Consider the following 26519-nt stretch of genomic DNA (forward strand, 5'->3'; position numbering starts at 1 on the left):
ACCGCACCTTTCACCAGACTTACGAGAGTCCGCCATGTACGAGCTGTCCCGGGTCCGCCTCTACTCCATCGGGCCCGCCGGTGCGCGCTACGCCGACACCGTGCTTGACCTGCGGGGAGTGGGCGCGCCCGTGCCCGACCCGGCGCCCACGCAGGCGGAGTTCTTCGAGGAGGAGCCGTCCGGGCCGCCGCGCCGGCCCGCGCCCGCCGGCGTGCTCTTCCTGGAGAACGGCGGCGGCAAGTCCGTCCTGCTCAAGCTGATCTTCTCGGTGATGCTGCCCGGCCACCGCAACACCCTCGGCGGCGCCAGCTCCGGCGTGCTGCGCAAGTTCCTGCTCGCCGACGACTGCGGCCATGTGGCGCTGGAGTGGCAGCACGTACAGACCGGCGAGTGCGTGGTCGTCGGCAAGGTCAGCGAGTGGCGCGGCCGGCAGGTCTCCAACGACCCGCGCAAGTTCGCCGAGGCCTGGTTCTCCTTCCGGCCCGGCCCCGGGCTCAGCCTGGACAACCTGCCCGTCGCCGAGTCCACCGCCGTACGGCCGCCCGTCGAGGGCACCTCGGGCGCGCAGGGCCGCCGCCGCACCATGAAGGGCTTCCGCGACGCCCTCATGGAGGCCGGCAAGGCCTACCCGCACCTGGAGGTGCACTGGGAGGAGATCCACGAGCGCTGGACCGAACACCTCGGAGAGCTCGGCCTCGACCCCGAACTCTTCCGCTACCAGCGGGAGATGAACGCCGACGAGGGCGAGGCGGCCGGTCTCTTCGCGGTCAAGAAGGACTCCGACTTCACCGACCTGCTGCTGCGCGCGGTGACCGACACCCGCGACACCGACGGCCTCGCCGACCTCGTCAGCGGCTTCGGCAACAAGCTCGGCCGGCGCGCCGAACTGATCGCCGAACGGGACTTCACCGCCGGTTCGGCCGATCTGCTCGGGCGGATCGTGGAGGCCGCGGAGGCCCGCTCACGCGCGCGTGACGTGCACGGCGCCGCCGAGCGCCGCACCCGCACCCTGGCCCGGCGGCTGTCCGCGCGGGCCGTGCAGGAGCGGGTCCGGGCCGCCGACCTCGCCCAGCGGGTCACCGCCGCCGCGTACACCGTCACGCATTCCGAGGGCGCCCGCGAGCGCAGCGCCCTGATCGCCGCCGAACTCGCCTACCGGCACGCCTCGCTGGCGCTCGCCGCCGCCGAGAAGGCCGCCGCCGCGCAGAAGCGCGAGCTGGCCGACGCCCGCACCCTGCACTCCGCCTGGCAGGCCGCCGAGGCCGTGCTGCGCCACCGCGCCGCCGCCGACCGGGTCGCGCGCGTGTCCGCCGCCATCCAGGAGGCCGAACGGGACGCGGCCCCCGCGCTCGCCGCCCGCGCCAAGGCCGCCGTGGACCTCGTACGGGCCCTGCACGCCGCCGCCGGGAGCGCCGAGAACCTCGCCAACGAGGAGGAAGAGCGGTCCGCCGCCCTCCAGGAGGTCAGCGACTCCGCCTACCGGGACTCCACCACCGCCGCCACCGAGGCACAGCGCGCCCGCAGCGAGGTTGGGCACCTGCGCCAGCGCCTCGCCGAGGTCGAGCAGGAGACCGCCGAGGCGGTCCGCGCGGGCTGGCTCGACGACAGCGCCCCGGACGCCGACCCGGCCCGGGCCGCGCTCGCCGCCAGCGACGCCGAGAAGACCGCCGTGGCCGCCTGGGACCTCGCCCGCGAAGCCGCCCGCAAGGCCACCGAGCACGCCCGCGAGGCGGCCGCCGCGGAGTCCCGCGCCGAGCTGACCGCGGCCCGCGCGGCCGACGCGGCGACCGCCGCCGCACGCGCCTACGACGCCGAGCGCCGCCTGGCCGAGGCACTGGCCGCCGAGGAGCGCCTCGCCGAGCTGCTGAGCCTGCCGGGCGCACCCGCGCGCGTGGCCGTGCCCGCGCCCAGGACGGAGGACGCCGGCGGCACCGCGCCGGCCACCGCCACCACCGAGGGCTCCCTCACCCCCGAAGAACTCGACCGGTTCGCCGACGAGTTGCGCGAACTGCTCGACGACGCCGTCACGACCGCCGAACGGCACCTTTTCGAACTGCGTACGGCCGCCGCCGACGACGCCCGGATCCTCGGCGCCCTCGGTGACGGCGGGCTGCTGCCGCCCGGCCCGGACGTGCTGGCCACCGTCGAGTTCCTCGGCGAGCACGGCATCCCGGCGCTGCCCGGCTGGCGCTACCTCGCCCAGGCCGTCGACCCCGCCGACCACGCACGGGTGCTCGCCGCCCGGCCCGAACTGGTCGACGGCGTGATCATCACCGACCCGGACACCCACGCGCGGGCCCGCGAGGCGCTCGGCGACGCCGCCCTGCTGCCCCGCTCCGCCGTCGCGGTCGGCACGGCCGCCGCCCTGCTCGCGCCCGCCCCGGCCGCGGACGCGGCCTCAGGGGACGTCTTCCTGGTGCCGCCGAACCCGGCCATGCACGACGAGCACGCCGCCGACGAGGAGCGGCAGGCCCTGCGCGTGCGGGCCACCGAGCGCGACGAGGAGATCCGCGCCCTCGCCGCCCGCCTCGGCAAGGACCGCGAACTGGCCGCCCGGCTCACCTCCTGGCGCACCGGCTGCCCCGCCGGACGCCTCACCGAACTGGCCGGAACCGCCCAGGAGGCACGCACGTTCGCCGAGGAGGCCGAGGCCGAGCTGGCCGAGGCACGCACCCTGCGCGCCGAGGCCGACGAAGCCGCCGCCGAGGCCGCACAGATCCGGGACGAACGGCAGGAGACCGCACAGAAGGCCCGGCGCGCCGCCGACGCCCTCGCCGGCCTCGCCTTCCGGCTCCGCGAGCGCGCAGGCTGGCAGGCCCGGCTGCGCGAACTCGCCGACGAGGCCACCGAGTCCGAGGCCCGCGCCCAGTCCTGCCTGGAGCGAGCCCGGGCCGCCGACGAGGACCGCCGCGCCGCCCAGCGCGCCGCCGACGACGCCCGCCGTACCGCGCGCGCCCTGCGCGCCGAGCGCGCCGAGATCGCCGGCGCCCCCGACGACCTGCCCGAGCCCGAGGGCGACACCCCCAAGGCCTCCCTGCCCGCCCTCCGCGAGGCCTACCGAGCCGCCTCCCAGCTGTACGAGAAGGTCGGCGTCGGCGCGGACCTGCGCGCCGAACAGGCCCGCGCGGAGAGCGACGAGAGCGCCGCCCGCGCCGAACTGGACCGGCTCAGCAACAAGGTCCGCACCCGCGCCGAGCAGCTGCTCGAATCGCCCGACGGCTCCGACGGGCCGTCCCGGCAGGCCGCCGCCGCGCGTGCGGAGGAGCTGGTGCAGCTCCTGGAGACCCGGATGTCGACCGCCAGCGAGCAGCTCGGCCGGCTGCGCGGCGAGGCCGAGCGGCTCGCGCCCGAGGACGGCGAGGCGCACACCGCGCTGCCCGAGGAACTGCACCCGCGCGACGCCGAACACGCCCAGGCCCTGCTGCGCACCGCCACCGCCGAACTCGCCACCCGCACCGAGGCGGTGGCCGAGGCCCGCGAGGCGCACACGGAGCTGCTGGACGCCCACCGGGCCGCCGAGGACGCGGCCGGCGGCTTCGACGAGATCGCCGCGATGCTCCGCGACCTGCTGCGCGAACACACCCCGGAGGAGGAGCCGGAGGAGCCGGAGCCCTACCCCGGCACCCTGGAGGAGGCCCGGCACTCCGCCGCCGAGGCCCGCCGCTCGCTGCGCGGCTGCGCCGCCGACCTGTCCGCCGCCGAGGCGGCCGTACGCGAGGCGAGCGACGTCCTCGTCCGGCACGCCAACTCCACGCGGTACGAGCAGGTCCGCACCCCCGCCCGGCAGCAGATCCGTGAACTGCCCGCCTCCGCGCTGCCCGAGCACGCCCAGAAGTGGGCGGACGCCTTCGCGCCGCGCCTGCGGGTCCTCACCGACGAGCTGGCCCAGCTGGAGCGCAACCGCGACTCGATCGTGGACCGGCTGCGCGGACTCGTGGAGTCCTCACTGGCGACGCTGCGCTCCGCCCAGCGGCTCTCCCGGCTGCCCGAGGGCCTCGGCGAGTGGTCCGGGCAGGAGTTCCTGCGCATCCGCTTCGAGGAACCCGACCAGGCCACGCTCACCGAGCGGCTCGGCGAGGTCATCGACGACGCCACCCGCGCGGCCGTGAAGAAGAACTCCGACCTGCGCCGGGACGGCATGTCCCTGCTGCTGCGCGGAGTCGCCGCGGCCCTCGAACCCAAGGGCGTGGCCGTGGAGATCCTCAAGCCGGACGCCGTACTGCGCGCCGAGCGGGTCCCCGTCGGACAGATGGGCGATGTCTTCTCGGGCGGCCAGCTGCTCACCGCGGCCATCGCCCTGTACTGCACGATGGCCGCCCTGCGCTCGAACGACCGGGGCCGCGACAAGCACCGCCACGCGGGCACCCTGTTCCTGGACAACCCGATCGGCCGCGCCAACGCGACGTACCTGCTGGAACTCCAGCGGGCCGTGTCCGACGCGCTGGGCGTGCAGCTCCTGTACACCACCGGCCTGTTCGACACGACCGCGCTCGCCGAGTTCCCGCTGGTCATCCGGCTGCGCAACGACGCCGACCTCAGGGCGGGTCTGAAGTACATCAGCGTGGAGGAACACCTCCGGCCCGGTCTGCCGCAGCAGCCCCAGGCCGGAGAAGCGGGGCACAGCGAGATCACGGCCACCCGGATGTTCAAGAGGCCGGCACCCACCGCGTCCTAGGGCGCGCCGGACGCACCGCGCCCTTCTCGGCTCCCGCCGGCCCTCACCGGCGGGACCCGGGCCCCTGGGGGCGGCCTCAGGAGTGCGACAACTGCCCCGCACCGCCCCGCCGGCGTATCCGCTCCTGCTCCCGCAGGGCCGCCCGCTCCTGGCGCCGGCGGGCCCGCCGCTCGCGCCGCAGCGCCCGGGCCGTGCTGCTCGGCTCGGAGACCACGCCGTACCGCTGGTTCCAGACCTGGCGGGTCACCCATACGTCGACCACCGACCACGTGGCCACCATGGTGCTCGCCACACTGCTGACCACCATGGGGAACGCCAGCCAGGACCCGGCCATCGTGCACAGGAACGCCACCATCGCCTGGATCAGCGTCACCGAGATGACCAGGACCGCGCGCACCGCCGCCGTACGCACCGGGTCCGGCAGTGGGTGCCGTTTCGCGGGCTCCTCGATCCACAACGGCCGATAGCTCTGCCGCTGTTCGGTCCCGGCCGACTCCCTGGCGCGCTGTGGCGCCGGAATGCCGCGGTCCGGCATCTCATGACCCCCTCGCGCCGAGCGGTCCGCCACGCTCTTCCCGGGCGCCTTGCGCCGCTCCGCCGTGCCCATCACCGTGTCACTCCCCACCGCCGACAGACCGCTCGCCCCGGCGCCCGCAGGCCCCGACTCCCCAGTGGCTGCCCGGCTTGCGCAGTTTTACGCCGCCGGGGTGCGGGATACGGCTCCTGTGGCCCATTCCGCCCCCATTTCCCGTAGAGAAGGACGAACGGGATCCCCCGAAGATTCCCGGCCGCCGAAAAAAACCAGCCAACCAGCCAACCTGACGGCGGCATCCGCCCGGTGACGGGCCGCCGAATCACGGGGGCAATCTCCCGCAATGCCCGGACAACTCGCCATCTCTCGCCGCCGGTGCGGAAGTTCAGCCTCCGGACATGTCTTCGAGTTATCTGTGAGGCGGTAGTAGGCTCGCGCCGTTTGTTGACGCACATGACACCCGCGGGCCGGCGGGGGGCGAGCTGGGGGAGGCCATGCGGTTTCGCGGGAAGTCGATCCGCCGGAAGATCGTGGCGCTGCTTCTCGTGCCCCTGGTGTGCCTGACCGCGATCTGGGGCTTCGCCACGGTCCTCACGGGCCGCGACGTCGCCCAGCTGTTCCATGTGTCCGACGTCGTCCAGGAGATCGGCTACCCCACCGAGGACACCATCCGCGTCCTCCAGCAGGAGCGCCGCCAGACCCTCGTCTATCTCGCCGACCCGCGGGCCGCCGACGCCCTCTCCGCGCTGCACCGCACCCGCACCGCCACGGACCGGGCGATCACCACGCTGCGCACGAACATCAAGGACCACGACATCTTCGGGGGCCTGGGCGCCGGCGACACCGAGCGCCTGGCCGCCGTCCTGGACGCTTTCGACGGCCTGGACTCCCTGCGCCGCAACGTCGAGCAGGGCACGGTCACCCGCGCCCAGGCCTTCGACCAGTACAACCACCTCGTCGACCCCTGCTTCGCGGTGCTCGACGACCTCGACAGCCCCGACGACGTCACGATGGACCGCCAGGCCCGCTCCCTGGTCTCCCTGATCCGCGCCCGCGAGCTGCTCTCCCGGGAGGACGCCCTGCTCGGCTCCTCCCTCGTCGTCGGCCGGCTCACCCATGACGAGACCCGCGCCATCTCCGGCCTGATCGCCCAGCGCACGCTGATCTACGACATCAGCCTGCCGCTGCTGCCCGACTCGGAGCGGGAGCGCTACGAACGCTTCTGGGGCAACGCCACCACCGCCCCGCTGCGCGCGGCAGAACACAGCATCACCGGCATGGACTCCGGCGCGCCCCGCGAACTGACCGCCCGGCGCTGGGACTCCGCCGCGGCGGGCACCCTCGCCGGACTCGGCACCCTGGACGACCAGGCCACCGACCGCTTCCAGGACCGTATGCGCTCGGTGGCCATGGGCGTCATCGCACAGGCCGCCGTCGCGGGCCTGCTCGGCCTGGTCGCCGTACTGCTGTCCATCCTCCTCTCCGTCCGGATCGGCCGCGTCCTCATCCGCGATCTGCGGCAGCTGCGCCTGGAGGCGCACGAGGCGTCCGGCGTCCGGCTGCCCAGCGTGATGCGCCGGCTCTCCGCGGGGGAACAGGTCGACGTCGAGACCGAGGTACCGCGCCTGGAGTACGACAAGAACGAGATCGGCGAGGTCGGCCAGGCGCTCAACACGCTCCAGCGTGCCGCCGTCGAGGCCGCCGTGAAACAGGCCGAGCTGCGGGCCGGGGTCGCCGAGGTCTTCGTCAACCTCGCCCGGCGCAGCCAGGTGCTGCTGCACAAGCAGCTCACGCTGCTCGACACCATGGAACGGCGGACCGAGGACACCGACGAACTCGCCGATCTGTTCCGCCTCGACCATCTGACCACCCGTATGCGCCGGCACGCCGAGGGCCTGGTGATCCTGTCCGGCGCCGCACCGTCGCGGCAGTGGCGGCGCCCCGTCCAGCTGATGGACGTGGTCCGGGCCGCCGTCGCCGAGGTGGAGGACTACGAGCGCATCGAGGTCCGCCGGCTCGCCCGGGTCGCCGTCACCGGCCCGGCCGTCGCCGACCTGACCCACCTCGTCGCCGAGCTGCTGGAGAACGCCACCGTCTTCTCACCCCCGCACACGGCCGTCCAGGTGATCGGTGAACGGGTCGCCAACGGCTTCACCCTGGAGATCCACGACCGGGGTCTCGGGATGACCGCCGAGGCACTGCTGGAGGCCAATCTGCGCCTCGCCGAGACCCCCGAGTTCGAACTCTCCGACACCGACCGCCTCGGTCTGTTCGTCGTCAGCCGGCTCGCCCAGCGGCAGAACGTACGCGTCTCCCTCCAGCCGTCGCCGTACGGCGGCACCACCGCCGTCGTCTTCATCCCCGACGCGCTGCTCACCGACGACGTCCCGGACACCAACGGGACCGGCTTCCGCCTCGACCGGGACCGCCCGGCGAAGGGCGGCGACCGGACGGCGGACCGGCCCGCCGGCTCCCGCACGCCCCTGCGGCTGCCCGGCCTGCCGACCTCCCTGCTCGACGGCCCCGTCGAGCTGGAGGCGCCCGTCGATCTCGACGCCGCCGACGACTTCCCCGGCGCACTGACCGACGAGGACAGCGAGCGCGGCGGGCTGTTCCGCCCGCGCCGTCCCCTCGCCCGCGCCGCCGACCCGGCCACGGACGAGCCCGAGGACGAGACCGGCGATCCCGCGCCGGCCCTCCGGGCGACCGACCGCCCGGCGCGGTACGGAACCGGTGACCGCGGCCCCGTCCCCCTGCCCCGCCGGCAGACGCCCAAGCTGGTCAGCTCGCACGGCAGGCCCGTCACCGACCAGAGCTCCCGCCGGGGCGAGACGGAACCGCGGCCCGACGACGGCCCCCGCGACCCCGAGACCGGCGGACTCGCCCCGCTGCCCGCCCGCCGCCGCGGTACGCCCTCCCGGCGCCCCGCCGGACTCTCCGGCCGGACCGAGGAACACGACGCCTCCTCGGCCGACGGCGCCCACGAGACGCCCGAGGCCCCGCCGCTGCCCCGGCGCACCCGCCCCGAGCCCGCCCCGGGCGGCCCCGGCCGGGACGGCACCGGCCCGCAGCGCGGCGGCACCGCCCCGCCCGCGGGCGACACGACCTCGCCTGCCGGCGACACCACGCCGCCCACCGGCGCCGGAGCGGACCCGGCCACCGGGCCGCTGCCGCGGCGCGTACGGCAGGCCAGCCTGGCTCCGCAGCTCAAGCAGGACACCGAGCGGCGCGCACAGCGGTCGGCGGAGCCGGCCGCCGACCGCGACGCCGACGAGGTCCGCAGCCGAATGGCCTCGCTCCAGCGCGGCTGGCAGCGCGGCCGGGAGGAGAACGCCGCGGGCGACAGCGCCAGGAACGGCACAGCACAAGGAACGACAAAGGGGGACGGTCGATGACCGAACCGAGGGCCACCGGCCACACGGCGACCGACAAGGGAGAACTGAACTGGCTGCTCGACGAGCTGGTGGACCGGGTCGCCAGCATCCGCAAGGCCGTCGTCCTGTCCGGCGACGGTCTGCCCACCGGGGTGTCCAGGGACCTGAGCCGGGAGGACAGTGAGCATCTGGCCGCCGTCGCCTCCGGCTTCCACAGCCTGGCCAAGGGCGTCGGACGGCACTTCGACGCGGGGAGCGTGCGGCAGACGGTCGTCGAGCTGGACGACGCCTTCCTGTTCGTCACCGCCGCCGGCGACGGCAGCTGCCTGGCGGTCCTCTCGGACGCCGACTCCGACGTCGGCCAGGTCGCCTACGAGATGACCCTGCTGGTCAAGAGGGTCGGCGTGCATCTCGGCACCGCTCCGCGCACCGATCTGCCCGCAGGCGGGTAGTGGGATGGCATGAGCGGAGACGGTCAGGGAAGCAGCCACTGGTTCGACGACGACGCCGGACCGGTCGTCCGCCCCTATGCCATGACGCGCGGCCGCACCACGAGTCCGGCCCAGCACCGCCTCGACGTGATCGCGGTGGTCGTCACGGAACCCGACGCCGACGACCCGGAAAAGGACCCGACGCTGTCCCCCGAGCACGTGGACATCGTCGGGCTGTGCCGGGAAGCGCCGCAGTCGGTCGCCGAACTTGCCGCGGAACTCGACCTGCCCATCGGTGTGGTCCGTGTGCTTATCGGCGACCTGGTGAACGCGGAACTCGTCCATGTGACGCGCCCGGTGCCTCCGGCCGAGCTGCCGGACGAGAGTATTCTGCGCGACGTGATCAACGGCCTGCGGGCGCTGTGACCGGCGCGGAAGCGGAGTGGTGACGTGACAGGCTGGCAGTTCTGGGTCGACCGCGGCGGCACCTTCACCGATGTCGTCGCGCGTCGCCCGGACGGCCGGCTGCTCACCCACAAACTGCTGTCCGACAACCCGGCACGGTACGCCGACGCGGCCGTCGCCGGGGTACGCGCGCTCCTCGACGGTTCCCCGGAGCCCGTCGAGGCCGTCCGCATGGGCACCACGGTGGCCACCAACGCACTGCTGGAACGCACGGGCGCGCGCACCCTGCTGATCGTCACCCGCGGCTTCCGCGACGCGCTGCGCATCGCCTACCAGAACCGCCCGCAGATCTTCGCCCGCCGCATCGAACTGCCCGAGCTGCTGCACGAGCGCGTCATCGAGGTGGACGAACGCGTCGCCGCCGACGGCACCGTCCTGCGCGCACCCGACCTCGACGCCCTCGCGGGCCCGCTGCGGCAGGCGTACGACAACGGGATCCGCGCGGTCGCCGTCGTCTGCCTGCACAGTCATCTGTACCCCGGCCACGAGCGTGCCGTCGGCGAACTCGCCGCCCGCACCGGCTTTCCGCAGATCTCGCTGTCCAGCGAGGTCAGCCCACTGATGAAGGTGGTGCCGCGCGGGGACACCGCCGTGGTGGACGCCTACCTCTCGCCGGTCCTGCGCCGCTACGTGCGCCAGGTCGCCGACGCACTGCACGGTGTCCGGCTGATGTTCATGCAGTCCAACGGCGGGCTGACGGAGGCCGGGCGGTTCCGCGGCAAGGACGCCATCCTCTCCGGGCCGGCCGGGGGCATCGTCGGGATGGCCCGGATGTCGCAGCGCGCCGGCTTCGACCGCGTCATCGGCTTCGACATGGGCGGCACCTCCACCGACGTCTCGCACTTCGCCGGAGCGTACGAGCGCGTCTTCACCACGCAGATCGCGGGCGTCCGGCTCCGCGCCCCGATGCTCGACATCCACACGGTCGCCGCCGGAGGCGGCTCCGTGCTGCACTTCGACGGCTCCCGCTACCGGGTCGGCCCCGACTCGGCCGGCGCCGACCCGGGCCCCGCCTGCTACCGCGCGGGCGGCCCGCTCACCGTCACCGACGCCAACGTGATGCTCGGCCGCATCCAGGCCGCCCACTTCCCCGCGGTCTTCGGCCCCGGCGGCGACCAGCCCCTGGACACCGCCCTCGTCCGCGACCGGTTCGCCGCCCTCGCCGACGACATCCACCGGCAAACCGGCGACGACCGCACCCCGGAGCAGGTCGCCGAGGGCTACCTCCGGATCGCCGTCGCCAACATCGCCAACGCCGTGAAGCGGATCTCCGTGCAGAAGGGCCACGACATCACCCGCTACGCGCTGACCACCTTCGGCGGCGCGGGCGGCCAGCACGCGTGCCGGGTCGCCGAGTCGCTCGGGATCCGCACCGTCCTGGTACCGCCCATGGCGGGCGTCCTGTCCGCGCTGGGCATCGGTCTCGCGGACACCACGGCCATGCGTGAACAGTCCGTCGAAGCGCCCCTGGAAGCCGCCGCCATGCCCGGCATCCGGCAGACCGCCGACGACCTGGAGGCCGCCGCACGCGCGGAACTCGCCGCCGAGGACGTCCCGCAGCACACCATCGAGGTCACCCGCCGCGCGCAGCTCCGCTACGACGGCACCGACACCACCCTCACCGTCGAGCTGACCGAGCCCGCCACCATGAAGCGGGCCTTCGAAGAACGTCATCGCGCCACGTACTCCTTCACGCTCGACCGCCCGATCGTCGTCGAAGCCCTCTCCGTCGAAGCCATCGGCATCACCGCACCCCCCGATCTGTCCGCCCTCGCCCCCTACCAGGGCCGCCCTGCCGCACCCGAGACCGTCCGCCTGCACACCGGGGGCGCCTGGCGCGACGTACCCCTCCACCGCCGCGAGGCCCTTCCTCCCGGCGAGACCGTCACCGGCCCCGCGATCATCACGGAGACCAGTGCCACGACCGTCGTCGACGACGGCTGGCGGGCCGTGGCGACCGACGACGGGCATCTGGTGGTGGAACGCACGGCGATCACGCAGAGTTCCGATCTCGGCACAGAAGCCGACCCGGTTCTGCTGGAGGTCTTCAACAACCTCTTCATGTCGATCGCCGAACAGATGGGCGCCCGGCTGGAGTCCACGGCCCAGTCCGTCAACATCAAGGAACGCCTGGACTTCTCCTGCGCCCTCTTCGACCCCGACGGCAACCTGGTCGCCAACGCCCCCCACATCCCCGTCCACCTGGGCTCCATGGGCACCAGCGTGAAAGAGGTCATCCGTCGCCGCGGCACCGCGATGCAGCCGGGTGACACCTACGCGGTCAACGACCCGTACCACGGCGGCACCCACCTGCCCGACGTCACCGTGATCACCCCGGTCTTCGACACCGACGCGGCAACGGACACGCAGCGTGACCCGCGGATCCTCTTCTACGTGGCCTCCCGCGGCCATCACGCCGAGATCGGCGGCATCGCTCCGGGCTCCATGCCGGCCAACAGCCGCACCATCGAGGAGGAGGGAGTCCTCTTCGACAACTGGCTCCTCGCCGAGCGGGGCCGGTTCCGCGAGGAGGAGACCCACCGCCTGCTGACCGAGGCCCGCTACCCCTCCCGCAACCCCCGCATCAACCTCGCCGACCTGCGCGCCCAGATCGCCGCCAACCGCAAGGGGGTCGACGAAGTCCGCCGCATGATCGCCGAGTTCGGCCTCGATGTCGTGCAGGCCTATATGCGGCACGTCCAGGACAACGCCGAGGAAGCGGTCCGGCGTGTCATCGACGCCCTGGGCGACGGCAGTTACGCCTACGAGACCGACGCGGGCGCCGTCATCCGCGTGCGCGTCCGTGTCGACCGCGCCGAACGCCGGGCGACGATCGACTTCACCGGCACCTCGGCACAGCTGGCCACCAACTTCAACGCCCCCTTCGCCGTCGTCAACGCGGCCGTCCTGTACGTCTTCCGCACCCTGGTCGCCGACGACATCCCGCTCAACGACGGCTGTCTGCGGCCGCTGGACATCGTCGTCCCGCCCGGTTCGATGCTCGCGCCCGAGCCGCCCGCCGCCGTGGTCGCGGGCAACGTCGAGACCTCCCAGGCCATCACCGGCGCCCTCTACGCCGCGCTCGGGGTCCAGGCCGAGGGTTCCGGCACCATGAACAACGTCACCTTCGGCAACGAGAACCACCAGTACTACGAGACGGTCGGCTCCGGATCCGGAGCCGGGGACGGCTTTCCCGGCGCCGCGGTCGTCCAGACCCATATGACCAACTCGCGGCTCACCGACCCGGAAGTCCTGGAGTGGCGGCTGCCGGTCCGGCTGGAGGAGTTCGCCGTCCGCCCGGGAAGCGGCGGCGCCGGGCGCTGGCCCGGCGGCGACGGCGCCGTACGCCGCATCCGGTTCCTCGAGCCGATGACCGTCTCCACGCTCTCCCAGCACCGCCGCGTGCCCCCGTACGGCATGGCCGGCGGCGCGCCCGGAGCGCTCGGCGGCAACCGGGTGGAGCGAGCCGACGGCACGGTCACGGACCTCGGCGGGAGCGGCTCCGCGGACGTCGGTCCCGGCGACGTACTCGTCATCGAAACCCCCGGTGGCGGCGGCTACGGCCGACCGTCGCCCGACCCCCAGCGAGCAGGAGAAGAGACCGATGATCTTCGGGCGTTCTGAGCGCGGCAAGCCCCCGGTCGAGCCCGTCACGCTCAAGATCCTGGTGGCCGGCGGCTTCGGCGTGGGCAAGACGACCCTCGTCGGCGCGGTCAGCGAGATCAGGCCGCTGCGCACCGAGGAGCTGCTCACCGAGGCCGGACGGCCGGTCGACGACACGCGGGGCGTGGAAGCCAAGCACACCACCACCGTGGCCATGGACTTCGGCCGCATCACCCTGCGCGAGGACCTGGTGCTGTACCTCTTCGGCACGCCCGGGCAGGAACGGTTCTGGTTCATGTGGGACGAGCTGTCCGAGGGCGCGCTCGGCGCCGTCGTCCTCGCCGACACCCGCCGGCTGGAGGACTGCTTCGCCGCCGTCGACTACTTCGAGCGGCGCTCCATACCCTTCCTCGTCGGGGTCAACTGCTTCGAAGGCGCCGCCCGCTACCCGGCGGAGGCCGTGCGTCAGGCCCTCGACCTGGACGACGACGTGCCCGTCCTGCTGACCGACGCCCGGGACCGGGAGTCGGTCAAGGAAGTGCTCATCGGAGTCGTCGAGCACGCCATGGAGTACGCCGCGGACCGCCGCCGGGCGGTCGTCGGCTGACCGGGGCCAGGACGCCACGGCACGGCCCGCACCCCCGCCGACCGGGGTGCGGGCCGTGGTCCGGTGCGCGGCACGCGCGCGTACGGCGATTCCTGCGCTCCCGGCAGGCCGAGGAACAGGACGAGTCCATGGCGCATTGCCTGATAACACCGAGAATGTACGGCGATGTCGGCTGACACCGGGAAGTGTTCACCGGTGCCACGGGGGCGTCAAGGCTGTCGACGGCGACGGTGACAGCGGGCGCCCCGGCCCGGACCGCACCCCGGAGGCCGCCAACGGGTGGGCCGTGCAAGGAGGTTCGTCATCCCGGCTCGGCCGTCGCGTACCCGGTCTGTGTCGGAGCCGCTGCCGGGCTGCCACGCCGGACCTCGTGGCCGGGCAGCCCGGCGCGCCCGAGCACCCAGCTCATCCCGGCCAGGGCCTTCGCCGTCTGCTTCAGCGGAGCCAGCCGGGCGGCGGCCTGCCGGTGGTCCCGCACGCTGTCCGGAGCGCACACCACGGTCGCCAGCGAGAGGGTGACCGGCCGGCCGCCGGCGGACCAGGATGTGTCGAGCACGGCGGTCACCAGCGGTTCGAGCGCCTCCTCGTCGGCCAGGACGAGGAAGTCGTCCCCGCCGATGTGACCCACGCGCGCGTGGCCCGCGGCCGCCTGCGTGAGCGCCCGCCCCAGGGAACGGATCAGCTCGTCGCCCGCGGCGAAACCGGCACCGTCGTTCACCTGCTTGAAGTGGTCGATGTCCAGCCAGCTGAGCGCGAACGTCCGCCCGTCCGCGATCCGCCGGTCCACCTCGCTCGTGATCACGTCCGAACCGGGCAGCCGCGTCAGCGGATTGAGACCGGCCGCCTCCTCGACCCGGCTCTCCGCCAGTGCCCGCACCAGGTCGGCGAGGCGTACGACCCCCACACACCGGCCGCGCGCGTCGACCACGGCGACGTCGTCGGAGGTCCGGTCCCGGCCGCCGACCGCCACCACGTCCAGCACCTCCCACGCCGTGGCGTCGATGCCCACCGTGCGCGGCACGTCGCCCAGCTTGAAGGCCGGCCGGTCCGCGTACAGCGCATGCCCGTAGCGGCCGGACATCGACAGCAGGAAGCGTGAGCGGTGCACCGACCGGACGGGCCGGCCGGCCTGGTCCACCAGCAGCACACCGGAGACGTCCGGTGACCCGGTGAGCAGCGCCCGCACCTGCCCCGCCGCCGCGGTCACCGGCAGCACGGCGGCGGGCCGCACGAACTCCCGCACCGACGGCCCCGACCGGGGGGTGGCCAGGACGGCGGGGGAGTGGGCCGGAATGTACACGTCCGCCGCGGGGATCCGCGCCGGCGGCGCGAACAGCTCTCCCTGTGCCAGCTGCGCGCCGGCCGACAGTGCGGACGCGTACTGGAGTTCCGTCTCCACGCCCTCCACCGCCACCAGGGCGCCCAGCTCCTCGCACAGGGTGCGCATGGCCCGTACGGCGGCCGGCCGGGCCAGCAGAGAGGCGTCGAGCTTGACCAGGTCCGGGCCGAGGTCGGTGAGCAGCCTGAGCGGGACGTCGCCGTCCCCGATCCCGTCGGCGCTGATCCGGAACCCCTGCTCGCGCAGCGCGGCCACCGCCTCCAGCAGGGCCCGCTGCGGCACGTGCGTGCAGGGCGGGACGATGTCGAGGGTCACCTCCCAGGGCATGCGCCCCGCCGCGCGAACGGCGTCCCGCAGGGGGGTGAGGCCGCCGAGATCGGCGAGCGTGGCCGCGAACACGTTGAGGTGCAGCGGCAGCAGCGTCTCCTTCCGCGTCGCCGCGCGCAGCGCCAGCACGGCGAGTTTCGCGTCGAGGTCCGGATCGCGGCGGGCCTCGGAAAGGACGTCACCGGTTTCCGGGCGGGCGAGCGTCTCCAGAGCGGCGACCACGCCCGTCCTCAGGTTGACCACCGGCTGGAAGGCGAAGCGGAGATTATCCGTCCAGGAGTGCACGGGAGCATGATGGCTCCGCGGGCGTACCCCCAGGCGCAGTTCATAAGACGTTCACGCAGCATTCCGAGGTGACCGCGGAGCGTAGGCAAACACATGGGTCACAGCCGCCACCGCAGTCACATGACGCAAGCTCGCGCCCTCTCTCATCTCACCGCGATCACCGCCGACCCATGCCCGAAGAGCCCCTGGTTGGCGCTGATCCCCACGCGCGCACCAGCGATCTGGCGGTCGCCCGCCGCGCTTCTCAGCTGCCAGGTCAGTTCGCAGACCTGGGCGAGGGCCTGCGCCGGCACCGCCTCCCCGAAGGAGGCAAGACCGCCACTGGTGTTGACGGGTGTCCGGCCGCCCGGGGCCGTCACGCCCTCCCGCAGCAGTTTCGCGCCCTCCCCCTCGGCACACAGCCCCAGATCCTCGTACCACTGCAACTCCAGCGCGGTGGACAGGTCGTACACCTCGGCCACGGACAGGTCCTCGGGGCCGATGCCTGCCTCCTCGTACGCGGTCCGGGCGATGGACGCCCGGAAGCTCTCGCCGGCCGGTTCGACGGCGACAGCGGAGTCCGTGGCGATGTCCGGCAGGTCCAGCACCGGGTTCGGGAAACGCGGGGTCACCGTCGACACCGCGCGGATGCGCACCGGCCGGTCCGCGCCGTGCCGCCGGGCGAAGTCCATGCCGGACAGCACCAGGGCCGCGCCGCCGTCGGAGGTGGCGCAGATGTCCAGCAGTCGCAGCGGATCGGCCACCACCGCCGAGGCCGCGACCTCCTGGGCGGTGACCCGCTTGCGGTAGCGGGCATACGGGTTGAGCGCTCCCATGGCCGCGTTCTTCACCTTCACCAGGGCGAAGTCCTCCGGCGTGTCGCCGTGCACCGCCATCCGCCGGCGCGCGTACAGCCCGAAGTACGCCGGATTGGTCGCGCCCAGCAGGCGGAAGCGCAGCCAGTCCGGGTCGTCCGGACGATCACCGCCGGCGGGCCGGAAGAACCCCTTCGGCGCCGCGTCCGCGCCCACGACGAGGACGACGTCCGCGAGCCCGGCGAGGATCTGCGCCCGCGCGGTGGCGATCGCCTGCGCCCCGGACGCGCAGGCGGCGTACACGCTGGAGACTCGCGCCCCCTGCCAGCCCAGAGCCCGGGCGAACGTCGCACCGGCCACATACCCGGGATAGCCGCCACGCACCGTGTCCGCGCCGACGACGGAGCCGACGTCCGCCCAGTCCAGACCGGCGTCCGCGAGAGCCGCACGGGCCGCCGCCGTCCCGTACTCCACGAAGGACCGCCCCCACTTGCCCCAGGGGTGCATGCCGACGCCGAGCACCGCCACGTCCTTGGTCACACCGCCACCCCCGTCGGCCGCCACTGCCAGGTCGTCCAGGCCGTCTCCGCGTCCTCGTGGAGCACCCCGGCGACGACCTCGACCTCCATGCCCACCGTCAGATCGGCGACGGTGACCCCGGGAGCCGCCTGCCCCAGCACCACCATCCGCTCGGCGGCCAGCTCCACCGCGATCAACGCGTACGGCACCCAGGGAAGTTCCGGATTGCTCACATAGGGTGACGGTGGCCGATAGCGGCTGTCGGTGTACGACCAGATCCGCCCCCTCCGGGACAGCGGCACCTCCTCCAGCGTCCCGCCCGGGCAGGAGGGGTTGCGGCAGTGGCCGTCCTCGCGCGGGAAGAAGACCGAGGCGCAGGACGAGCAGCGCGTGCCCAGCAGCCGGAAGCCGTCACCCTCACCGGTGAACCATCCGGCCACCTCGGGCGTGTGTCTGCGTGGCAAAATCCCTCCCCACCGAGGAATCTGACGAAGCGTCAGAAGTCTGCCACGGAAGGCAGTAAAAGGGCAGGGCGCCCGTGTGAACCGAACGTCCGCTCCCGGCGTCCTGGTACAGGAGGGGCGGCCGGGGTCGACGGGGGTGATTCCGGCCGCCCCTCGCGCGTGCCCTTCGTTTCTCGGCATGCCGCGACCGGAAGACGCCCTTCCTCTGATCGGATACAGTCCGCGCGTGTCCGAAACTCAGCAACCCACTGCCAACTCCGTACCGGACTCCCACTGTTCGCGCTGCGGAGCGCCCTATGGAGAGGGCGTCATCGGCTGGCCGCGCACCTGCCCTTCCTGCGGCGGCGTCGCCTACCGCAACCCGCTGCCGGTCGCGATCGCGCTCCAGCCCGTGTACGACACCAGGGGCACGTCCCTGGTCGTCATCACGCGAACCATCGCACCCGCGCGCGGAGGCACAGCCCTGCCCGGGGGCTACATCGACGACCGGGAGGACTGGAAACAGGCCGTCGTCCGTGAACTCAAGGAAGAGACCGGGATCGACGCCGCCGCCCGCGACGTGCGGCTCGTCGACGCCATGAGCTCACCCGACGGCCATCTGCTGCTCTTCGGACTCCTCCCGGAGCGTCCGGCCGAGGGGCTGCCGCCCTCCGGCCCCACCGACGAGACCGAGGGCTGGCACCTGCTGCGCAGGCCCGAGGAACTGGCGTTCCCGCTGCACACCGCAGCCGTGCGGGCCTGGTTCGAGGGCCGGTACGTCTGAGCCGCGCGGCTCACCCCAGCCCCCGCACGCGAACGGGGCGATCCGGCTCGGCCGCCCCCTCCTCGCGTTCCCTGGTGACCACCACCCGCCGGCCCTGCCAGCGGGCGGCGTAGCGTTCGAGCTCCGGCTCGTCCCACCCGTCGCCCGCGTCCGGCACGACCAGCCCGCCCCCCGTCCGGCCACGGGCCGGCGCCCACACCTCGAGTGCCGGCGCACCGTCGGCCTCGCGCACCGGAATCACCGATCCCGCGCGCGCGAACACCGGTATCCGGGACAGCGGCGCGTCCACCAGCACCTGCGCCGGGCCCTCGTACGCCGCCTCCGTCGCCGTGTCGTACCAGCGGCCCCGCGGCAGCTGCACCGCACGCCGGACGGCCCCCGGCTCCAGCACCGGAGCGACCAGCAGACCGTCGCCGAGCAGAAACGTGTCCTCGCAGTCCCGCAGCGCCCGGTCCTCCGGCGCCCCCCACCACACCGGGCGCACATACGGCGCCCCGGTCCGCCGGGCGAGATGCGCGACCGTCACGAGATACGGCAACAGCCGCCGGCGCTCCAGCAGCGCCACGCGCGCGTGCTCCAGCACCTCGGCACCGAACTCCCAGGGTTCCCGCCGCCCGGCCCGCAGGCCCGCATGGGTGCGGAACAGCGGCAGATACGCGCCCAGCTGGAACCACCGCAGATACAGCTCGGGCGACGGACTGCCGTCGAACCCGCCCACGTCCGGACCCGAGTACGGCACCCCGCACAGCCCGAGCCCCAGCACCAGCGACAGGGACGCCCGAAGCCCTGGCCAGCCCGTCGCCACATCCCCCGACCAGGTGCCGCCGTACCGCTGCATGCCCGCCCAGCCCGAGCGGGAGAACAGGAAAGGCCGCTCCTGGGGCGACAGCTCGCGCAGTCCCTCGTAAGCCGCCCGGGCCATGCACAGCGCGTACACGTTGTGCGCCTCCCGATGGTCGCCCCCACGCCCCTCCAGCGCGTGCCGGGCCGAGCGCGGCAGCGTCGACTCACCGAAGGCGTTGAACGAGGTCGGCTCGTTCATGTCGTGCCAGAACCCGGCGAACCCCTGGCCCAGCCGCTCCTCGTAGAGCCCGCCCCACCACGCGCGCACACGCGCGCGCGTGAAGTCCGGGAAAACCGATTCTCCGGCCCACGCCACGCCCCGCACCTCGCGCCCCGTGGCGTCCCGTACGAAGGCGTCCAGGGCGGAGCCGCTGTCGTACACGGCATTGCCCGCCGCCGCCTTCACGGCCGGATCCACGACGGACACCAGCCGGATCCCGTCCCGGCGCAGCTCCTCCGCGAGCACCGGCAGCTTGGGGAAGCGCTCCTGGTCGACGGTGAACACCTGATGGTCGTCGTAGTGATCGATGTCCAGATGGACCGCGTCCAGCGGCAGATCACGCTCCTGGTAGCCCGCGACGATCCGACGCACCTCCTGCTCGCTGCCGAAGCCCCACCGCGCGTGCTGGTAACCGAGCGCCCACGCGGGCGGCAGCGCGGGCGCCCCGGTCAGCGAGGCCCACGTGTGCAGCACGCGCGCGGGAGTCCCCGCCATCACCCAACAGCGCAGCGGACCGCCGTCCATCCGCACCTCGCAGCGTCCCGCCCGGTCGTGCCCGGACCCGGCGCCTTCCTCGCCCTCGCGCAGGACCACCACGCCGTCCCACGTGGTGTCGTGGAACACCAGATGCGTGCCGGCGTCCGCGACCACCAGCTGCACCGGCATGGTCAGATACAGCGGATCGTCAGCCGGGCCGAACGCGCGCCCGGGATCGGTGTTCCACAACCGGTACGCCCCGTCCCGCAGCCGGGGCCCGGACGCCCGTCCGCCCAGCCCGAAGAACCGGGCGTCCGCCGCCACCTCCGACCGCTGCATCCACCGCGCCGCGCCCCCGCCCACCGGCTCCCACCAGCGCGGCGGCAGATCCCGCCGCAAGGTCACACCGCCCGGCGTGCACACCTCCACCGCGCCGTGCCGCGAGACCACCACCGTCACCCGCTCGGCCACGACCCGCCAGCCGCCGTCCTTGTCCGGCTCCAGCACCGCCCGGGGATCCGGCTCGGGACACTTCCCGGCCAGCGCGTACGACGGATGCGGGTCGGCGCCGTCCCACCCCCAGAACACCGCCCCGTTCACCGCCACGGTGATCCGCAGCTCGGACCGGCTGAACCGGATCACCCCGCCCCCGGGCCCCGGCTCCACGGCCTCCACCCGACCCGGGACCCGCGCCCGCTCGGCCCCCCGCCGCGGCAGCCCGGCGGCATCGATCCGCCTCCTGCGCCACGCGGCCCGTACGGTACGCAACCCCCGAACCGCCCTCCCCGAACCAACCACACTCACCGAACGCACCAGGTCACGACCGTCCATGCTGCTCACCCTGCCACCCCGCGACCCGCCCGCGCGTGTCGTTCAACTGCCGTTCACCCGTGCTGGCACCACATCTTCAAGAGGGGGACTATGTGGGGCACACCCTGGTGCAGAAGTCGATCACATGGCATCGTCCCTGTCAGCCGTGTCACGCGCACACCCCAGCCCGTGCGCGGACGACGCACACGACGCGCACAGCCCGGGAGCCGCCCCCATGTCGACCGCGAATCCTCAGCCGCTCTGGCAGCCCGATCCCGCGCGGATCGCCCAGGCCCGCATCACCCGCTTCCAGGCATGGGCCGCCGAACACCACGGCGCCCCCGCCGAAGACGGCTACCCGGCTCTGCACCGGTGGTCCGTCGACCAGCTGGAGACCTTCTGGAAAGCCGTCACCGAGTGGTTCGACGTACGGTTCTCGACCCCCTACGCGCGCGTGCTCGGCGACCGGGCCATGCCGGGCGCCCAGTGGTTCCCCGGAGCCACCCTCAACTACGCCGAACACGCCCTGCGCGCCGCCGCGGACCGCGCGGACGAACCCGCCCTCCTCCACGTGGACGAGACCCACGAACCGCGCCCGGTGACCTGGTCCGAACTGCGCCGCCAGGTCGGCTCCCTCGCCGCCGAACTCCGCGCCCTCGGCGTCCGCCCCGGCGACCGGATCAGCGGCTACCTGCCCAACATCCCCGAGGCCGTCGTCGCCCTCCTGGCCACAGCCGCCGTCGGCGCCGTCTGGACCTCCTGCGCCCCCGACTTCGGGGCCCGCAGCGTCCTGGACCGCTTCCAGCAGGTCGAACCCGTCGTCCTCTTCACCGTCGACGGCTACCGCTACGGCGGCAAGGAACACGACCGCCGCGAGACCGTCGCCGAGCTGCGCCGCGAACTGCCCACCCTGCGCGCCGTCGTCCACATCCCGCTCCTCGGCACCCCGGCACCCGAAGACGCCCTGGACTGGTCGGCGCTGACCGCCCGGGACACCGAGCCCGTCTTCGAGCAGGTGCCCTTCGACCACCCGCTGTGGGTGCTCTACTCCTCGGGAACGACCGGCCTGCCCAAGGCCATCGTCCAGTCCCAGGGCGGCATCCTGGTCGAGCACCTCAAGCAGCTCGGCCTGCACTGCGACCTCGGCCCCGAGGACCGCTTCTTCTGGTACACCTCGACCGGCTGGATGATGTGGAACTTCCTCGTCTCCGGCCTGCTCACCGGCACCACGATCGTCCTGTACGACGGGAGCCCCGGCTACCCGGACACCGGAGCCCAGTGGCGGATCGCCGAACGCACCCGCGCCACCCTCTACGGCACCTCCGCCGCCTATGTCATGGCCTGCCGCAAGGCCGGCGTCCACCCCGCCCGCGACTTCGACCTCTCGACGGTGAAGTGCGTCGCCACCACCGGCTCGCCACTGCCGCCCGACGGGTTCCGCTGGCTGCACGACGAGGTCCGCGACGACCTGTGGATCGCCTCCGTCAGCGGCGGCACCGACGTCTGCTCCTGCTTCGCCGGAGCCGTACCGACCCTCCCGGTCTACACGGGCGAACTCCAGGCGCCCGGCCTCGGCACCGACCTCCAGTCCTGGGACCCCAGCGGCAAGCCCCTCCTCGACGAGGTCGGCGAGCTGGTCGTCACCAACCCCATGCCCTCCATGCCGATCCGGTTCTGGAACGACCCCGACGGCAGCCGCTACCACGACAGCTACTTCGACACCTACCCCGGCGTCTGGCGCCACGGGGACTGGATCACCCTCACCACCCGGGGCACCGTGATCATCCACGGCCGCTCCGACTCCACCCTCAACCGGCAGGGCGTGCGCATGGGCTCCGCCGACATCTACGAGGTCGTCGAACGTCTGCCGGAGATCAAGGAATCCCTGGTCATCGGCGTCGAACAGCCCGACGGCGGCTACTGGATGCCGCTGTTCGTCCATCTCGCACCGGGCGCCGTCCTCGACGAGGCACTCCTCAACCGCGTCAAGCAGGCCATCCGCGAACAGCTCTCACCGCGCCATGTACCCGACGAGATCATCGAGGTACCCGGCGTCCCGCACACCCTCACCGGCAAGCGCATCGAGGTCCCCGTCAAGCGTCTTCTCCAGGGCACCCCCCTGGAGAAGGCGGTCAACCCGGGGTCCATCGACAACCTCGCCCTGCTCGGCTTCTACGAGGAACTGGCTCGCAAGCGCGCCTGATTCCCCGGACCCAGCGCCCCATCGGCCCACTCGGCGTCACCACCGTCATCGGGAGCCGTCCACTCGCCCGGACGGCTCCTCGGTGCCGCTACCGCCGTGACCTGCGTAAACCCGCACCGCCTGGTCCGCGACAGGCTTCAGCCGTCCCCGTTGTCAGTGCCGTCGGTTACGGTGAGTGAGCATTGATCGACTGCGCACTGGGGGAATCATGGCGCACACCGACCACCTGAGCATGCGACGCGTCCTGCGCCGCGAGATCGCCGGCACCATCGGCCTGCTCACCGACGAACACGACTTCCGGGCGATGCGGCGCTACCGCAGCTTCACCTTCGACGACCACAGCACCTACCTCCGACAGGTGGAGGCCCTCCTCAAGACCCGAGCCGCCCAGGGCAGCCACACCACCCTGGCCCTCTTCGACCCCGAGGACTACGCGGCATTCTGCGCCGACACCGGCCTCGACCCCGACCAGCCCGCCAGCCGGACCCGGTTCACCGCGGAACTCGCGGCCACCGGCCCCACCATCCCCTACGACGGCCGCCCACTCGCCACCCTCCTGCCCGCCCTCGTCGACGAAGCCGTACGCCAAGCCACCTGGGAGTACGCAAGCACCCTGCTCACCCGCCTCGGCCCCTGCCCGACCTGCGGCGAGGACATCGGCAGGGCCGCCTTCACCCGGGCCTCCGAACTCCTGGTCCGCATCCTCGACACCGCACCGGCCGGCGACCGGCACCTCGTGTGCAGCGTCTCCGGACCACCGGACACCCTCATCTCCGCCCTGCACGCCGACCAGGACCAGCAGGGCGCCCTCCACCTCGACGAGGCCGAGGCCCTGGAATTCACCAGCGTCCTCGCCCTCGGCCTCGCCACCCGCAGCCCCGGCGGACTGGTCCTGCGCACCACCGCGCCCGGCAACCCCGACCGCGTCTACGGCTGGCGACTGCGCGCTGGCGGCCTGGAGCCCCTCACCGCCTCCGAGGTCTTCGACGCCTACTGCACCGACGCCATCTCCGGCGACCTCATCCCACCGGAGTCCGGCGTCGACTACGGCGAGCCCCCGGACCTCGGAACGGAAGGCACAGCCGCCGAGCACCGCCACTGAGCACCCAGCGCAGACCCGCCCGGCCCCACCAGCCCGGACACGCCAGGGGCGTCCCACCCGAAGGCGGGACGCCCCTGAAACCCCGGCACACCGGCCCGACCGACTACTCGCCGGACAGCACCGCCTGCGCCGCACTGCGCGCATCCGCGGCGCTGTCCGCCGCCCGCGCGGCAGCCGCGGCACGCTCGCACTGCGCCAGCGTGTACTTCGCCAGCGTCGCCCGCACATACGGAATCGACGCCGCACCCATCGACAGGGAGGTGACACCCAGACCGGTCAGCACACACGCCAGCAGCGGGTCGGACGCCGCCTCGCCACACACACCACAGCTCTTGCCCTCGGCTCCGGCCGCCTCGGCAGCCATCGCCACCAGGTCGAGCAGCGCCGGCTGCCACGGATCCTGCAACCGCGACACCGCACCCACCTGCCGGTCCGCCGCGAACGTGTACTGCGCGAGGTCATTGGTCCCCAGCGACAGGAACTCGACCTCCTGCAAGATCGAGCGCGCCCGCAGCGCGGCCGACGGGATCTCCACCATCGCACCGAACTTCGCCCGCAGCCCCGCCTCACGGCACGCGTCGGCGAACGCCCTCGCATCCGCACGGTCCGCCACCATCGGCGCCATCACCTCGAGGTAGACGGGCAGACCCTCGGCGGCCTTCGCCAGCGCGGTCAGCTGCGTACGCAGAACCTCGGGGTGGTCGAGCAGCGTCCGCAGACCCCGCACACCCAGCGCCGGGTTCGGCTCGTCCGCCGGAGTCAGGAAGTCCAGCGGCTTGTCCGCACCCGCGTCCAGCACCCGCACGACCACACGGCCCTCGGGGAACGCCTCCAGCACCTGCCGGTACGCCTCGACCTGCTTCTCCTCGGAAGGAGCGCTCTTGCTGTCGTCCAGGAACAGGAACTCGGTACGGAACAGACCCACGCCCTCGGCCCCGGCCTCCACGGCCGCGGGGACGTCCGCCGGGCCGCCCACGTTCGCCAGCAGCGGCACCTTGTGCCCGTCCGCGGTCGCACCCGGACCGGTCGAGGCGGCCAGCGCGGCCTTGCGCTCGGCAGCTGCGGCCTCCAGGGCCGCCTTCTTCTCCTCGCTCGGGTTCACAAAGACATCACCCGTGCTGCCGTCCACCGCGACGACCGTGCCCTCGGCCAGCTCACCGGCCCCCGGCAGCGCCACGACGGCCGGCACACCCAGCGCCCGCGCCAGGATCGCACTGTGACTGGTCGGCCCGCCCTCCTCGGTCACGAAACCGAGCACCAGAGACGGGTCCAGCAGGGCGGTGTCCGCAGGCGCCAGGTCCCGCGCCACGAGCACATACGGCTCGTCGCTGTCCGGCACGCCCGGCATCGGCACGCCCAGTAGCCGGGCGACGATACGATTCCGCACGTCATCGAGGTCGGCCACCCGGCCGGCGAGGTACTCACCGGCAGCCGCCAGCAGCTCCCGGTACGCGGCGAAGGCGTCGTACACCGCACGCTCGGCCGTGCTGCCGACGGCGATCCGCCGGTCCACGTCCGCCATCAGCTCGGGGTCCTGGGCCATCATGGCCTGCGCCTCGAGCACCGCCTGGGCCTCGCCACCGGCCAGGTTGCCACGCGCCATCAGGTCGGCGGCCACCGCGTCCACGGCCTGGCGGGCGCGCCCCTGCTCCCGCTCGGCCTCTTCCGCCGGGATCTGCTTGGCGGGCGGCTCCAGCACCGCCGTACCCATGTGCCGAACCTCGCCGATCGCCACGCCATGGCTCACGCCGACGCCTCGCAGCGTTGTCTCCATCTCACCCGTCTCCGATAGTGCGGCGGGTCCCGCCGCCGCGATGGTTGTCCTGTGTGCCGTCATCACGACGGCACTGCCGTCAGTTCCAGGTGAAGAGGCTGTCGCCGGCCTTCACATCACCGCTGTCCCGCAGGTCGGAGAGGGCCTCGGCCGTGGCCTCGAGCGCGACGACGGGGCAGACCGCCGACTTGCCGGCCGCCTCGACCGCGGCGGGGTTCCAGCGCACGACTGCCTGCCCCCGGGCCACGGTGTCGCCCTTGTTGACGAGCAGCTCGAAGCCCTCGCCATTGAGCTGCACGGTGTCGATGCCGAGATGCGTAAGGACGCCGTGTCCGTTCCCGTCGACCACGACGAACGCGTGCGGGTGCAGAGAAACGATGACGCCGTCCACGGGCGCCACGGCTTCGGAGGGCTCGCGCACCGGGTCGATGGCAGTGCCCGGGCCGACCATGGCCCCGGAGAAGACCGGATCCGGCACGGCGGCCAGTCCGATGGCGCGTCCAGCGAGCGGGGACGTCACGGTGGTCATGGGAAGCCTCCAAGGAGTGGAGCTGCCGGCACTGAGCAGCAGCGTATGTCATATGAAGGGGCCGTTCCGTCTGGAAGCTACCAGGAAGTGGTCTAGACCACCAACCTCATGGATTTGCACCGTCTTCCGGGCTGGGTGTACATTCGTAACTCCTGCTGAGGCGGAGGGGCGCGAAAGCGACCACGCTCGGCAGTACCCAAACTCGTCGGATCCTAACTCTGGATCCCCTTCTGCATGTCCGCAGCAGGGTGGTCAGAGGGCCGGAAAAACCCTGATAGAGTTTGGAACACCGAAGGGAAGCGCCCGGAGGAAAGCCCGAGAGGGTGAGTACAAAGGAAGCGACCGTTCCTTGAGAACTCAACAGCGTGCCAAAAATCAACGCC

16 protein-coding genes are annotated in these 26519 nt (G+C 73.1%); 9 read left to right on the forward strand and 7 right to left on the reverse strand.

The window, feature by feature from the left end; translation table 11 throughout:
• Window positions 1–34: 34 nt before the first annotated feature.
• Window positions 35–4675 (forward strand): hypothetical protein, encoded by a 4641-nt coding sequence (locus ACFVIU_RS31640; RefSeq protein ID WP_385846720.1) that lies wholly within the window; start codon window positions 35–37, stop codon window positions 4673–4675.
• A 76-nt stretch (window positions 4676–4751) separates the two neighbouring features.
• Here the strand turns inward: ACFVIU_RS31640 and ACFVIU_RS31645 are convergent, their stop codons facing one another.
• Entirely contained in the window at window positions 4752–5282 is a 531-nt protein-coding gene (locus ACFVIU_RS31645) for a hypothetical protein (RefSeq protein ID WP_385846721.1), read from the reverse strand.
• Between the two features lie 419 nt (window positions 5283–5701).
• On the opposite strand from ACFVIU_RS31645, the gene ACFVIU_RS31650 reads away from it, so the two are divergent.
• Genes ACFVIU_RS31650 through ACFVIU_RS31670 form a run of 5 tightly spaced genes read left to right on the forward strand, consistent with a single transcriptional unit; the run spans window position 5702 to window position 13687 of the window.
• Window positions 5702–8602: a nitrate- and nitrite sensing domain-containing protein gene (locus ACFVIU_RS31650; RefSeq protein ID WP_385846722.1), complete on the forward strand. Its 2901-nt coding sequence runs from the start codon at window positions 5702–5704 to the stop codon at window positions 8600–8602.
• Complete coding sequence (locus tag ACFVIU_RS31655) at window positions 8599–9033, forward strand: roadblock/LC7 domain-containing protein (protein ID WP_385846724.1); 435 nt, start codon at window positions 8599–8601, stop codon at window positions 9031–9033. The genes ACFVIU_RS31650 and ACFVIU_RS31655 overlap by 4 nt, the downstream gene beginning before the upstream one ends.
• A gap of 9 nt (window positions 9034–9042) precedes the next feature.
• On the forward strand, window positions 9043–9438 hold the full coding sequence (locus ACFVIU_RS31660) for a DUF742 domain-containing protein (protein WP_385846725.1): 396 nt from the start codon (window positions 9043–9045) through the stop codon (window positions 9436–9438).
• Window positions 9439–9462: 24 nt separating this feature from the next.
• Window positions 9463–13101 (forward strand): hydantoinase B/oxoprolinase family protein, encoded by a 3639-nt coding sequence (locus ACFVIU_RS31665; protein ID WP_385846726.1) that lies wholly within the window; start codon window positions 9463–9465, stop codon window positions 13099–13101.
• Complete coding sequence (locus tag ACFVIU_RS31670; RefSeq protein WP_385846727.1) at window positions 13082–13687, forward strand: ATP/GTP-binding protein; 606 nt, start codon at window positions 13082–13084, stop codon at window positions 13685–13687. Before ACFVIU_RS31665 ends, ACFVIU_RS31670 begins: the two co-directional genes overlap by 20 nt.
• A 301-nt stretch (window positions 13688–13988) precedes the next feature.
• Here ACFVIU_RS31670 and ACFVIU_RS31675 read toward each other — a convergent pair whose 3' ends face one another.
• The 3 genes from ACFVIU_RS31675 to ACFVIU_RS31685 form a co-directional block, all read right to left on the reverse strand.
• Window positions 13989–15638 (reverse strand): GGDEF domain-containing protein, encoded by a 1650-nt coding sequence (locus ACFVIU_RS31675; RefSeq protein WP_385846729.1) that lies wholly within the window; start codon window positions 15636–15638, stop codon window positions 13989–13991.
• Window positions 15639–15781: 143 nt separating this feature from the next.
• Window positions 15782–16972, reverse strand: a complete 1191-nt coding sequence (locus tag ACFVIU_RS31680) for a lipid-transfer protein (RefSeq protein ID WP_385846730.1) — start codon at window positions 16970–16972, stop codon at window positions 15782–15784.
• Window positions 16969–17415: a Zn-ribbon domain-containing OB-fold protein gene (locus ACFVIU_RS31685; protein WP_385846732.1), complete on the reverse strand. Its 447-nt coding sequence runs from the start codon at window positions 17413–17415 to the stop codon at window positions 16969–16971. Before ACFVIU_RS31685 ends, ACFVIU_RS31680 begins: the two co-directional genes overlap by 4 nt.
• A 226-nt stretch (window positions 17416–17641) precedes the next feature.
• Between ACFVIU_RS31685 and ACFVIU_RS31690 the strand changes: the two genes are divergently transcribed.
• Window positions 17642–18178, forward strand: coding sequence for an NUDIX domain-containing protein (locus ACFVIU_RS31690; protein ID WP_385846733.1), 537 nt, complete (start codon window positions 17642–17644; stop codon window positions 18176–18178).
• A gap of 10 nt (window positions 18179–18188) precedes the next feature.
• On the opposite strand, the gene ACFVIU_RS31695 is transcribed toward ACFVIU_RS31690, so the two are convergent.
• Window positions 18189–20549 (reverse strand): glycoside hydrolase family 31 protein, encoded by a 2361-nt coding sequence (locus ACFVIU_RS31695; RefSeq protein ID WP_385846734.1) that lies wholly within the window; start codon window positions 20547–20549, stop codon window positions 18189–18191.
• A gap of 214 nt (window positions 20550–20763) precedes the next feature.
• On the opposite strand from ACFVIU_RS31695, the gene ACFVIU_RS31700 reads away from it, so the two are divergent.
• Together ACFVIU_RS31700 and ACFVIU_RS31705 are read left to right on the forward strand one after the other, a co-directional pair.
• A complete protein-coding gene (locus ACFVIU_RS31700; protein WP_385846736.1) occupies window positions 20764–22731 on the forward strand; it encodes an acetoacetate--CoA ligase in 1968 nt (655 codons plus the stop codon).
• A gap of 208 nt (window positions 22732–22939) precedes the next feature.
• Window positions 22940–23833: a hypothetical protein gene (locus ACFVIU_RS31705; protein WP_385846737.1), complete on the forward strand. Its 894-nt coding sequence runs from the start codon at window positions 22940–22942 to the stop codon at window positions 23831–23833.
• Window positions 23834–23936: 103 nt separating this feature from the next.
• Here ACFVIU_RS31705 and ptsP read toward each other — a convergent pair whose 3' ends face one another.
• Both ptsP and ACFVIU_RS31715 read right to left on the reverse strand, forming a co-directional pair.
• Window positions 23937–25607, reverse strand: coding sequence for a phosphoenolpyruvate--protein phosphotransferase (gene ptsP / locus ACFVIU_RS31710; protein ID WP_385846739.1), 1671 nt, complete (start codon window positions 25605–25607; stop codon window positions 23937–23939).
• A 79-nt stretch (window positions 25608–25686) separates the two neighbouring features.
• Window positions 25687–26136: a PTS glucose transporter subunit IIA gene (locus tag ACFVIU_RS31715; protein ID WP_385846740.1), complete on the reverse strand. Its 450-nt coding sequence runs from the start codon at window positions 26134–26136 to the stop codon at window positions 25687–25689.
• Window positions 26137–26519: the final 383 nt, after the last annotated feature.

The sequence above is a fragment of the Streptomyces sp. NPDC127190 genome, assembly GCF_042672505.1.
In the GTDB taxonomy this organism is placed as follows: Bacteria; Actinomycetota; Actinomycetes; order Streptomycetales; family Streptomycetaceae; genus Streptomyces.